The 12,237-nt window shown below is 56.0% G+C and carries 12 protein-coding genes; 4 read left to right on the top strand and 8 right to left on the bottom strand.

What is annotated here, in order from left to right; all coding sequences use genetic code 11:
• Positions 1 to 186: 186 nt before the first annotated feature.
• Positions 187 to 1,656 (top strand): AMP nucleosidase, encoded by a 1,470-nt coding sequence (locus WA318_RS15005; protein ID WP_114098903.1) that lies wholly within the window; start codon positions 187 to 189, stop codon positions 1,654 to 1,656.
• A gap of 236 nt (positions 1,657 to 1,892) precedes the next feature.
• Positions 1,893 to 3,119, top strand: a complete 1,227-nt coding sequence (chrA, locus tag WA318_RS15000; RefSeq protein ID WP_336082366.1) for a chromate efflux transporter — start codon at positions 1,893 to 1,895, stop codon at positions 3,117 to 3,119.
• A gap of 45 nt (positions 3,120 to 3,164) precedes the next feature.
• Here the strand turns inward: chrA and WA318_RS14995 are convergent, their stop codons facing one another.
• From WA318_RS14995 to WA318_RS14970, 6 genes are all read right to left on the bottom strand, one after another.
• Complete coding sequence (locus tag WA318_RS14995) at positions 3,165 to 4,625, bottom strand: serine hydrolase domain-containing protein (RefSeq protein ID WP_336082364.1); 1,461 nt, start codon at positions 4,623 to 4,625, stop codon at positions 3,165 to 3,167.
• Positions 4,626 to 4,720: 95 nt separating this feature from the next.
• Positions 4,721 to 5,887, bottom strand: coding sequence for an MFS transporter (locus WA318_RS14990; protein WP_336082362.1), 1,167 nt, complete (start codon positions 5,885 to 5,887; stop codon positions 4,721 to 4,723).
• 119 nt (positions 5,888 to 6,006) lie between these two features.
• Complete coding sequence (locus WA318_RS14985; protein WP_336082360.1) at positions 6,007 to 6,588, bottom strand: helix-turn-helix domain-containing protein; 582 nt, start codon at positions 6,586 to 6,588, stop codon at positions 6,007 to 6,009.
• A gap of 117 nt (positions 6,589 to 6,705) precedes the next feature.
• Positions 6,706 to 7,275: a 16S rRNA (guanine(966)-N(2))-methyltransferase RsmD gene (gene rsmD / locus WA318_RS14980; RefSeq protein ID WP_336082358.1), complete on the bottom strand. Its 570-nt coding sequence runs from the start codon at positions 7,273 to 7,275 to the stop codon at positions 6,706 to 6,708.
• A gap of 6 nt (positions 7,276 to 7,281) precedes the next feature.
• Positions 7,282 to 8,607 (bottom strand): pseudouridine synthase, encoded by a 1,326-nt coding sequence (locus tag WA318_RS14975; protein WP_336082356.1) that lies wholly within the window; start codon positions 8,605 to 8,607, stop codon positions 7,282 to 7,284.
• Entirely contained in the window at positions 8,604 to 9,326 is a 723-nt protein-coding gene (locus WA318_RS14970) for a gamma-glutamyl-gamma-aminobutyrate hydrolase family protein (protein WP_114098910.1), read from the bottom strand. Before WA318_RS14970 ends, WA318_RS14975 begins: the two co-directional genes overlap by 4 nt.
• A 309-nt stretch (positions 9,327 to 9,635) precedes the next feature.
• Between WA318_RS14970 and WA318_RS14965 the strand changes: the two genes are divergently transcribed.
• Positions 9,636 to 10,088 (top strand): nucleoside deaminase, encoded by a 453-nt coding sequence (locus WA318_RS14965; RefSeq protein WP_114098911.1) that lies wholly within the window; start codon positions 9,636 to 9,638, stop codon positions 10,086 to 10,088.
• Between the two features lie 37 nt (positions 10,089 to 10,125).
• On the opposite strand, the gene WA318_RS14960 is transcribed toward WA318_RS14965, so the two are convergent.
• Positions 10,126 to 10,563 carry an RrF2 family transcriptional regulator gene (locus WA318_RS14960; RefSeq protein WP_336082351.1) on the bottom strand — a complete coding sequence of 146 codons (438 nt, stop codon included), beginning with the start codon at positions 10,561 to 10,563 and terminating at the stop codon, positions 10,126 to 10,128.
• A 156-nt stretch (positions 10,564 to 10,719) separates the two neighbouring features.
• Between WA318_RS14960 and WA318_RS14955 the strand changes: the two genes are divergently transcribed.
• Positions 10,720 to 11,364: a class I SAM-dependent methyltransferase gene (locus WA318_RS14955; protein ID WP_336082349.1), complete on the top strand. Its 645-nt coding sequence runs from the start codon at positions 10,720 to 10,722 to the stop codon at positions 11,362 to 11,364.
• 79 nt (positions 11,365 to 11,443) lie between these two features.
• Here WA318_RS14955 and WA318_RS14950 read toward each other — a convergent pair whose 3' ends face one another.
• On the bottom strand, positions 11,444 to 12,190 hold the full coding sequence (locus tag WA318_RS14950) for an SDR family oxidoreductase (RefSeq protein ID WP_220150330.1): 747 nt from the start codon (positions 12,188 to 12,190) through the stop codon (positions 11,444 to 11,446).
• Between the last annotated feature and the right edge of the window lie 47 nt (positions 12,191 to 12,237).

The following is a 12,237-nucleotide window of genomic DNA, read 5'->3' as shown; positions in this document are numbered from 1 at the left end:
GGTTTGTTCATGAATGGATATTCGCCCGGTGATTGTGGATGGCGAAAAAAGTTTTCGGTTGTCAGAAGGCGGGCGAGCGGTGATAAATCTCTCGCTCCAAGGGCTTTTGTAATTGATCGGGCGTGATTTCGCGCACCTTGATCAGACAGAAGTTCCAAACAACAATAACAAAAAGGAGCATCCATTATGGTTTCTGGAGTCCACGGATCGGTACGCGATCTGTTTGAATTCACCGACGCTGACAAGGCAATTGCGCGCATCAAGGATATTTATGCGACCGGTGCCAGTGCCGTCCAGGAGGCCTTTGCCCGTTTTGGCCAAGGTCAGCAATCTTCCCCCGTCCGCGCCTATTACCCGTATCTTGGCATCGAAGTGCCGCCAGAAAAGCTGCATGTTGAAAGCACGCTGTCATTTGGTGCGCCGCGTGATCCCGGTGTATATGGCACGACGCTAACAAGGCCTGATCTGTTTGACGAATATTATCGCGAACAGATCGAACTTCTGTTGAAAAACCATGACGTGCCGGTTGTGGTTGGCGTTTCTGATCGGCCTATTCCGTTGCCGTTCCTTGTTGAATCCGCAACAGACAGCATCGGACCAACCGATATTCGCCCGATGCAGCTGATCTTTGATATGCCTGATCTTGCCCGCACCGATGACGATATTGCCAATGGTGTGCATTACGGTAATAGCGACGGCCCAAAACCATTGTCGCTGTTTTCAGGGGAACGCGTTGATTACTCGCTCGCACGGTTGCGCCACTATACTGCGACTGCGCCCGAACATTTTCAGAAGTTCGTCCTGTTCACCAACTATCAGCGCTATGTTGACGAGTTCATCGAGTTTGCCAAAACCCAACTCGAAGACCCCAAAAGCCCCTATGTGGCCTTTGTCGAACCGGGGCCGAAAGTCCATGTGCGCAAAAACGCCCCCAAGGGCTGGGTAGAATCCGGTGAACCTGTCAGGCAACTGCCGCAGATGCCGTCATATCACCTGATCCGAGAAGACGGTCTGGGCGTGACATTGGTCAATATCGGTGTTGGTCCGTCAAACGCCAAAACGGCAACCGACCATATTGCCGTCCTGCGTCCGCATTGCTGGTTGATGCTTGGTCACTGTGCCGGTCTGCGTCGCAGTCAGTTGCTTGGGGATTACGTTCTGGCCCACGGCTATGTCCGTGACGACCATGTCCTTGATTCTGACTTGCCGCTGTGGATTCCGGTGCCGCCGATTGCCGAGGTGCAGGTTGCGCTGGCAAATTCCGTTGCCAAGATCACCGGCCTCAGAGGCCGCGAGATGAAGGCACGCATGCGCACAGGTACGGTAGCAACGACCGACAACCGGAACTGGGAATTGCGATACAGTGAACTGTTCGTGCGTTTGAACCAGTCACGCGCCATTGCGGTCGATATGGAAAGCGCAACCATTGCCGCCAACGGTTTCCGCTTCCGCGTTCCGTATGGCACGCTTTTGTGTGTGTCGGACAAACCGGTTCATGGTGAGTTGAAGTTGCCGGGTATGGCGAACAATTTCTATCGCCAGCGCATCGGACAGCATCTTCAGGTTGGTCTGGATACGATTGATACCCTGCGTCAGGAAGTCAATCAGCTTCACTCACGCAAGTTGCGATCCCTTGACGAGCCTGCTTTCCGCTAAGCCTGTCTGATCGTGCGAATTGCACATTCAAATCTGTTAGCCCCTGCCATCGCATAACCGTGTTGGCAGGGGTTTTGTTATGAAATGATGACGAATGGTCGGGGAGCTGCTTTTGGCTTTGCCATTGTCGGCCTGTTGCGTATGGTCAGGCGAAAATAAAACCGCCATCTGATCAGGGATCATAATCTGCAATGCCAAGTTCGAGCCCACATAGCGACCCGGCGCCTCAAAAAACAATGTCGGAACAGCAGGGAAGCATGCCGATGGTCTCGGTCGGGTTGTGGCAGATTTTCCTGATTTTCCTGCGTCTTGGTTTGACCAGCTTTGGTGGGCCGGTTGCCCATATCAGCTATTTCCGCGAAGAGTTCGTTGCCCGTCGCAAATGGCTAGGCGATGCACGTTATGCCGATCTGGTTGCCCTTTGCCAGTTCGCCCCGGGGCCCGCAAGTTCGCAAGTCGGGATGGGCATCGGTATGGCATTGGGCGGGGTGCCCGGATCGCTTGTTGCATGGCTTGGCTTTACCATGCCATCGGCAATTGTTCTGGCGACCCTTGGTATGGCCTTTGTCGGTTTTGATCTTGCCTCGGTCGAAGGTGTGTTGCGCGGATTGAAGCTGGTTGCTGTCGGGGTGGTTGCCCATGCGCTGTTTGGAATGGCGCGCACACTTTGTCCTGATGTCCCGCGGGCCATACTTGCTGTGTTGGCGGCAATCATCATGATCGCAAGTGATACTGTCACAGCACAATTTGCCGTCATTCTTGGCGGCATGCTGGCCGGACTGATCCTTTTGCGGGGCAAGGCGGACGTGTCGGAAGCCGGTTTTGGCAAGCCGCATTCGGTCAAGGGTGCGGTTGTGGCGCTGTGTGCTTTCTTTGCCTTGCTGATCCTGTTGCCGGTTGCTGCGCGGATGGATCAAAGCGGACTGTTTGCCGTTATTGACGGATTTTATCGAAGTGGTGCACTGGTATTTGGTGGCGGGCATGTTGTTTTGCCGTTGCTGCAAAATGCGGTGGTGGCACCGGGCTGGGTCGATGGTGAAACCTTCCTTGCCGGATATGGTGCGACACAGGCAGTTCCCGGGCCGATCTTTACCTTTGCCGCGTATCTTGGTGCAGCTCTTCATTCTGGAGGCGGTATCTGGGGCAGTGCGCTTACATCACTTGTCGCCCTGATTGCGATCTTTTTGCCGGCGTGGTTGCTGGTGGCGGGGCTGCTACCGTTCTGGGACCGGGTCCGTCATATGCCGTCGATGCGGGCAGGATTGCTTGGCGTTAATGCCGCAGTTGTCGGCTTGCTGGCGGCGGTCCTGTATGATCCGATCTGGACCGATGCCATCCATGATCTGTTTGATATCGGATGTGTCGCGCTTGCCTTTGTGGTGCTGCAATGGCGGATCATTCCGGTCTGGGCTTTGGTCGGTGTGGGGGCGCTTGCCGGATATCTTGCGGAACTGGTGATCTGATGATCGCGATTGCCATCTGAGACTGGCAGACCCGGCACGATGCAATCAGTCAGTGCTTGAACCGGTATTATTCTGTGCGCTGTCGCCGTCTGGCATATCGTCGGGAATTGCAGGCCTGTCGGGGAAGATATTGCTGATACCGGCAATAAAGTTCCGCAGGTTAAAGGCCCCGTGTTTGCGGGTGATGCCAAGGCGCACAATAACAAGTTCTTTGGACGGGATGACGGTAAGCGACTGTCCATCGTGGCCGAGTGCAAAAAATGCGTCGCCGGGTAATTCTGGAACATCGCGACGCGGATTGCCATCCTCGTCCCGTCCGTCAGGTAGATCCAGCCACCAATGGGCACCATAGGTGCCGTTCGGATCGTCTTCTGCCGGGCGGGTTGAATAACGGACCCAGCCTTCCGGCAACAGGCGTTGACCGTTCCAGACGCCATCTTGCAAATAAAGCTGGCCGATCTTTGCCCAGTCACGTGCCGTCGCACTCATGAAACTGGATGCGATGAAATAGCCGTCCGGGTCGGTTTCAATAACAGCACTTGCCATGCCAAGTGGACGGAACAAAAGATCGGTCGGTCTCGCCAGATAGCTTGTCCGAGATCCGCTCAGATTACGAACCGCAGCAGACAGGATGTTTGACGCCCCGGAATTATACGAAAATGTTGTTCCCGGCGTGTTTTCAAGCGGTTTGGAAACGGCAAACCCGGCTGCTGCGGGCTCGATGAATAACATCTGGACCACATCGGAAAGCGGGTTCCAGTAGGTTTCGTCGAATTCGAGGCCGCTGCGCATTCGCAGCAGATCATCATAAGTGATTGTGGCGCGCGGGTCATTTACCTGTGCCTGCCATTCATTGATTAAAACCGGTTCATGAACATCAGGCATCATGCCTTCCTGACGCATGCGACCCAGAATGGTGTTCCAGACACTTTTGGTCATTGACCAGCCCGGTAACGGTGTTTGCGCGCTGATGCCCTCGGCATAGCGTTCGGCGATGACTTTGCCCTGATACAGGATGACGACCGCACGTGTGCGCCGTTCCGGGATGATGCCGGGTTCGTCCATCGCATCAAACAGGATATTGTTCAGTGCCCGGCGATCTACATTGGCGGGCAGGCTGGCGGTCAGAAGCGGCTTGGGCGTAATCGGTGTGATGACCGGATATGAATTGCGCAGGCGGGCAATATGAGATTGGTCTTCGGCCAGTGTGCAGCCCAGATTCGGGCGATAAATCGCAAAGCGCTTGCGAAAACCGAATGCATGGGCACTGATTGTCTGATTGCGCAGATCGACATTGGTGGTGATCAGGGACAAAAGTGCATTGTTATCGGCCAGCACATCCTCGGCACGGGCCCGGCTGGAGGACAAGCCATCGACAAAAATGGCCGAACACATAGTCTTGGCACTAAAGGCCGCACCAACCGGGGCAAGCCAAATGAAGAACCCGGCGACAAGCGACAGGCCAATCAATATCAGTCCGATAAAGATGGCCTTGATCAAATGCATTCCGCGTCCCTGCCCTGGTTTCATAGCCTCGCATTTTTGAGGATTTGGAGGGTCGCCTGCTTCGTCGGGTAGGTCAAGTCATCGTATCGTATAGGTCATGCAGCCGCCCGGCGCATTGGTGCGCGGATCGCTGAAATCAGGAAGCCGGTGAAATAGAACCCGGCAAGAATACCCGCCGCACCGATCCAGCCATTCCGGTCAATCATTGCACCGGTAAGCGGGGGCACGATCACCACGAAAATCTCGGCAAACTGGGCCAGCATTCCCTGCAAGGCCGGCATCGAAAGCCCGCCCTTGGCAATACCGGGCAACAGGGCAAAACAGGTACCGGCAACCGCCCCCTGGCCGATATTGAAAATGATCAGTGCGACAAGGCTCAGCATCATGTTGTCGCTGACAAAAAGGGTGCCAATGGCCGTTGCCATGACGGGCAAAAAGATAACCAGTATGGTGCGACCGGAAATGTCACGGCCAAGCGCCATGCCTGCACCGATGCTGCCGACAATATTTCCGGCAATTGCGGTGGTGCCGATGATGCCAGCGGCCAGTGCAATGCCGATATCAAGATTATCAACCATCATTGCGGGCATGAAGGCAAGGGCGGCGGATGTCGCACCGGCAAAGGCCGAAAATGTCAGCGCAACTTTAAGGGCAGCACGGGATTTCAGAACACCGATGACCCCGACACTCAGTGACTTCCGGGCTGTTGGTGTTGCGGGCTTTTCCATCATGGCAAGCAACGGCAACAGGATCACGATGGGTAAGGTGCAGGCACCAACCGCCAGTCGCCAGTCAAGCCAGACAACCATTGCCGCGCTGACCCAGTTGCCAAGTGCAATGCCAACCGGAATGAAAGTGCCCCAGATGCTCATGGCCATGGCGACCAGCTTGGGATTGTTAAATCCGGCCATCCAGCTTGGAGCGCCAACAACGATCAGCAAATAACCGATACTGGTAACCAGTCGTCCGACATAAAGAAGGGTGGTGATATTGGCGGTGGCAAAAATTGCGGCACCGGTAAACATCATCACACAGCCCAGAACCAGCGATTTGCGCAATCCGGCCCGCGCGGCCCAGACGCCGGTCGGAATGGCGGTCAGGGCGCCCGCCGCCGTGATCAGGGACGCTACCAGTCCGAATTCTGCCTGACTAAGGCCAAAACCGGCGCGCAGATCAGGCGCGATGGGGCCAATCAGGCCAACCTGCATGGAGGCCGTCAGTCCAAGTCCATAAAGAATGACAATGGCAAGGATCGGGGGCATGGGGCATTTCCGTCGGATATTGTTCTGGTGGCACAGGGGCGATGAAGAATGCTGCTATCACTACCCGATATCGGTGTAACTTTGCCACGTATGAAATATGCGCGGGAACCGAATAGTGCCTAGATATGGGTGGGCGCGTCATCATATCCGGTGGTCAGACGTACAGCCGTTCCGTCAGACAAAAAGAACCGTTCCCAGAGAATAAAGCTGTCAACAATGCGCATCGGTGCGCCGTCACGGCGGGATGTTTCAAATGTCAGATGGTCGGTCTGGTCTTCGTGCCAGCCAAGGTCATGCAGGCTTTTTTCAGCCGTCGCGATTTCCGGGGTGGCAAACCGCCAAAGCGACATGCCCAGAAGTTCGGAACAATCGCGTTGCCATTCATTGGAGCGCGCACCGGATGCGCACAGCAAACGATGCGATCTGTCTTCGATCAGATGAACGCGCTGACTGGAATGGGTCACCAGCCGCTTGATCGCGTGATCAAGCCGGAAGTTGCGTTTGCGCGTCATCATTTGGTGGATCAGCTCATGCTGCAACGGGGCAGGTCGCTGGGTGCCATTTTCCCAACGTGAAACGGTGGCCTGCGTTACACCAAGAATATCTGCAAGACGCGCTTGCTTGATGTCGCTTGTGCGGCGCCATTGGCGCAGCAGGCGTCCGAATTCCTTGTCTGGTGCAATCGGGGACAGGGCTTGCATCACAATCTACCGTTTCAAAACTGGCGAAAAGGTATCACAGATTGTTTTTGTTGGCAGCAGGTTGGTGCGAATGGCTGGTCTGCAACACGGGCCCAAAAAGGTGAGTGGTCATCGAATTCAGCCGGTCAGACGACCGATATCAATCTGGCAACGGCCATATTTACGCGAATCACAAAGCTCGAACCCGGCAAGGCCGATTTCGGGATCACGGGGATCACGTTCGGCAATGATCAGGGTATTGGCACCAATCCATCCGGCACTCGCAAGGGCGGTGATGCTGGGTTCCAGCAACTCCTTGCCATAGGGCGGATCAAGAAAGATCATGCTGGCCGGTTCAATGGCGCGCGGCGGCTTGGTCGCATCGGCGCGCTGTACCTTGGCCTTGTCATTGACCTTAAGTGTGTCGATGTTTTGTTCGACAATGGCGATTGCCTTGCGGTCGGTGTCAAAGAACACCGCTTTGGATGCACCGCGCGAAAGGGCTTCAAGTCCCAGAGCGCCGGACCCGGCATAGGCATCAAGTACCACACCGTCATAAAGCGGGTGGAAATCATCGTCATACCAGCGCGATGCATGCGAAAGGATGTTAAAAAGCGCCTCACGCACACGATCAAGGGTCGGGCGGGTGTCGCGCCCTTCAGGCGCGCTCAAGACCCGTCCACGATGACTTCCGCCGACAATCCGCATCTATGCTCAGTCCTTCTTGCCGCGCGGGCGATTGCCTGCGGGCTTGCGGCCCGGGGCGCTGGTGCCTGCATTGCCGCCTCTGCCCGACGGACGACCACCGGATTTGCCAACCGGCTTGTTGCTGACATCGTTGAAGTTGCCACCGGAACGACCAGCACTGCCGCTGCGGCCACGACCGCCTGCATTGCCGCCAGCCTTGCGATCATCAGATGCGCTTGCCTTGCCGCCCGGCGTGTAACGGCCGCGACCCTTGTTGGTCGGGCGGCCCGAATTGCGATCACCCTGTTCGTTGCGGTCATCGCGTTCGGGGCGTGCATTCTGGGCGGCCGGTTTGCCACGTCCAAGCGGACGCGGAGCCGCACCGATGCGCGGGCCCTTGCGTGCAGCACCTGAGCCCGGACGCGAACCGGTACGGGTGTCGCGCTGTTCTTCGGCCTCTGCGGTGTTCTGGGCATTCCCAGCCGGGCCACCCTGCGGGCGTTTGCGTTGTGCGGGCTGGCCAAATACCGTGCGCGGTGCCTTGGGGCGACCGGTACCACCACGGGCAACAGATTTCTTTTCGGAAACCTTGCTGTAATCACCGCGGAAGAACGCAGCGAGCTGTTCTTTCATTACCTTGCCGGTGATTTCCTCGCACTCGCCCGGTGCCAGACTGCCAAGCTGGAACGGGCCATAGGAAACACGCATCAGGCGCGTTACCGGCCAGCCCAGATGTTCCATCACGCGGCGGATTTCGCGGTTCTTGCCTTCGCGAAGGGTCACGGTCATCCAGGCATTGGTGCCTTTCTGAACGTCGACTTCGGCCTGAATGGAACCATAGTTCACACCGTCAACCGTGATGCCTTCTTCAAGCTGTTTCAGCTTTTCTTCCTCGATCCGGCCATGAACGCGCACGCGATAGCGGCGCGCCCAGCCGGTTGCTGGCAGTTCAAGATAACGCGCAAGCTCGCCATCATTGGTCAGCAACAGCAAACCTTCGGAGTTAAGATCAAGACGGCCGACCGAAATCACACGCGGGACATAGCTTGGCAGATGTTCAAAGACCGTATCGCGGCCCTGTTCATCGCGGTGGCTGGTGACCAGTCCACGCTTCTTAAACAGACGCCAAAGACGCGGTTTTTCCTTTTCCGGAAGCGGTTTGCCATCGACAATGATTTCGTCCTCGTCGGTGACGGTCACGGCCGGGCTGTCAAGCTTCTTGCCGTTCAGTCGCACCAGACCCTCGGCGATCATGCGTTCTGCATCGCGCCGGGAACAGACACCGGAACGGGCAATGCGTTTGGCAATGCGCTCGGGCTTGTTGTCGTTCTGGTTGTCGTCTTTTTCGCTCATTTGCGGGCCTCGGAAATCAGGGCGTCGAAAATCTTCGCATCGCCCGAACTGATATGAAATTCGGGATGCCACTGGACCCCGAGACAATAACGGTATTTCGGATGCTCAATCCCCTCGATGACCCCGTCGGGGGCATAGGAATTGATGATCACATCCGGGCCAACCCCATCAACCGCCTGATGGTGGGCGGAATTGACCGACAGTGTTTTTACATCGCCAACGATCCTGGCCAGCAGCGTATCGGCTTCGACTGTGACGTCGTGACCGGGCTCGTTGCGCGGGTTCGGCTGTTCGTGGGGCAGACAGTTTTCAACACTGTCAGGAATATGCTGGATCAGGGATCCGCCCAGAATAACGTTCAGCAATTGCTGTCCGCCACAAATGCCCAGAACCGGCATGTCACGTTTCAGCGCACCTTCGGCCATCGCCCATTCAAATTTGGTGCGCCGATCCTTGGTGACAACCGTGTCATGTTTTTCGGTCGCGCCAAAAAGGCCGGGATCAACGTCAAACGCGCCACCGGTGACGACCAGCCCGTCGATCAGATCAAGAAGATCCGGCACCAGATCAATTTCATGGGGCAGGGGCATCGGGATGCCACCTGCGGCGGTCACGGCACCGGCATAGTTTTCACGCAGCGCATACCACGGGAATTTCGAATAACCGCCCGGTTCTTCGGAATCGAGTGTGATGCCAATGATCGGCTTGCGCTTGGTCATGACGAACGGAACCTTGATGCTGGTAACGGGATGGCGAATTAAGTTTGGCGGAAACTACCTGTGTAAGTCGCTTTGGGCAACGGCAATTCACGCCGATAGTCTATGCGTTCTGCGCAGGCAGGCAAGGATTGTTCCCGGTGATGTGTTCCCGTGATCATGGCTTGACCGATCCGGTGCTCTGAGAGGACAATGATCTTTGCCGACTTACGGGCCAAGATATGAGCCAAGGGTCCTAAAATGAAGTAAAAGTACGGATCAGGCCACGACAGATCATACCATTTGTCGAAACAATCAGCGGGATGGAAAAGCATGAGCGCAGACAGCTATATGGACATGGCCCTTGAAGAAGCGCGTGCAGCTGCGCGTCGCGGCGAAGTGCCCGTAGGTGCCGTTCTGGTCGATGCTGATAGCGGCGAGGTACTTGCACGCGCCGGGAACCTGACCGAAGAGCTCAATGATCCGACGGCCCATGCCGAAATTCTGGTGATCCGTGCTGCGGCCGGGGCCAAGGGCGAACCACGTCTTCCCAATTGCGATCTCTATGTCACGCTGGAACCCTGCCCGATGTGTGCAACCGCAATTTCCTTTGCCCGTCTGCGCCGGGTGTATTTCGGTGCCTATGACCCCAAAGGCGGCGGTGTCGATCACGGCCCGCGTGTGTTCGAAAGCACAAGCTGTCATCACCGGCCCGAAGTCTATGGCGGCATTGGCGAGGTCGAAGCCGCCAAGCTTTTGAAGGATTTCTTTGGCAGTCTGCGTTAAATCAGCCGTCCTGTGGGCCGGTATGATGCAGATCGTCCTAGGTTAGGCCCAATTCAGCCAGCCGTTTCTCAAAATCATCTGCCAGATCGGCCATCGTCACCGATGACAGGATGCCGATGAAGGTTTCCGATGCCTTTTGAAGGGCTTGGGCCGTTGCCGCATTGGCGGCCTTCTCCATCAGGCACGGACTGCTTTCATTGCTGTATCCCAATGCAAACAGGGTTGGCGCACCCAGCGCCTCATAGATTTCTGCGAGTGTGATCTGATCCAGTGTCTTTGCCAGTTGCCAGCCGCCGCCATGCCCCTTGATGGATGTCAGGATTCCCTGTTCACGCAGACCTGCCATCGTGCGTCTCACGACGGCGGCATTGGTGTTGAGCATCCCGGCGAGTTGTTCGGATGTGGCCGGGTCTTTCATGTCGCTCAGATGCAAAAGCGCATGCAAAACACGGGGAAGACGGTTGTCCTGACGCATGAAATCGGTCCTGTGTAGCGGTCAGTTTTCCAGTTGTTTCTATCACACGTAACAATCAAAGATACATGAAATTGACAGATGCCACGAATCATGTAACTTTTAATGTTACGTGATTCGTGATCACGGTTATCCCCCGATCTGATCAAGAGGCCTCCGATGAAATTTAATCCGAACATTGATACCAGTATGGATCCGAGAACCTTCTGGGAAGAAACCTATGAAAAGGCGTCACCTGTAACCAGTGGCAAACCATCAGCCGTCCTGGAACGGTTCGTCAAAGACAGGCCGGTTGGCCGTGCGCTTGAACTTGGCTGCGGCAAGGGTGATGATGCTGTCTGGCTGGCAAAAAACGGCTGGGAAGTCACCGCCGTTGATATCTCCGAGACCGCACTGGGATATGCTCGATCAAATGCCAGTCGAAATGGTGTAAAGGACCGGATTGCGTTTGAAGCCCACGATCTGAACAACAGTTTGCCTGACGGCATGTTCGATCTTGTGACCGCGCAATTCCTGCAATCGCCTGTCAAATTCGCCCGCGAGAAGATTTTGAACCGTGCTTCACAACAACTATCCCTTGGTGGATTGTTGCTGATCACATCCCACGGATCACGACCATCCTGGTCGTGGGTGGCCGAAGGCACAGTATTTCCCACACCGCAGCAGGCACTTGATGCGCTGTTGCTCGATATGCGTGAATGGGATCTTGTGACGGTTGATAATTTTGAACGGATGGCAACCGGGCCCAAGGGTGAAAAGGGTAAGGTGACTGATACAGTCATAGCGCTTGAACGTTGCGCCTGACGGCACATTAAATACAACCGGCACCGCAAGACGGTGCCGGTTGGTGGTGTCGGTTGGCGGGGCGGGCAGTTATGCCGGATCAAAAGGCCGAAGCCGTCGGGCGCACAATGACTTCGTTGACGTCAACATCTGCGGGTTGATCCAGCGCATAAAGAACCGCACGGGCAATGGCGTCAGGTGTCAGCGCGATCTGGCGGAACTGGGTCAGCAATTCCTTGCTGGTCGGGTCGCTGATATCGTGGCCAAGTTCGGTTTCAACCACGCCGGGCGAAATGGTGGTGACGCGGACATTGTCACTTTCCTGACGCAGGCCTTCGGATATCGCCCAGACGGCATATTTGGTCGCGCAATAGACGACGCCGCTTGGCACAACAACATGGGCGCCGATTGAGGCGGTATTGATGACATGGCCGCTGCCTTGCGTCTTGAAAATCGGAAGGACGGCGGCAATGCCGTTCAGAACGCCCCGGATATTGACGTTAATCATGTTGTCCCATTCGTCGGTTTTAAGTTCCGACATCGGGGCAAGCGGCATGACACCGGCATTGTTAAAGATCGCATCCACACGACCAAACAGGTTATGCGCATTATACACCAGTGCTTCGACGCTATCGACACTGGTGACATCAACGGATCTGGCCATCGCGGTTCCGCCAGCAGCTTCGATTTCCGTGACAATCTGATCAAGGCGTTCGGTGCGACGTGCACCAAGAACAACTTTGGCCCCGCGTGATGCCAGAAGTCGGGCGGTGGCTTCCCCGATGCCGCTGCTGGCACCCGTGATGATAACGGTTTTGTTTTCGAGATAATTGATCGGGTTCGTCATGACATGCTCCTTGTGTTTGTGTCATGGCGCTTACTGTGTCGATCAAT

It is taken from the genome of Thalassospira sp. CH_XMU1448-2, from assembly GCF_037027285.1.
GTDB lineage: Bacteria > Pseudomonadota > Alphaproteobacteria > Rhodospirillales > Thalassospiraceae > Thalassospira > Thalassospira profundimaris_C.
Note: the sequence above shows the minus strand (reverse complement) of the source record. Positions and strands in the feature narration are given on the sequence as shown.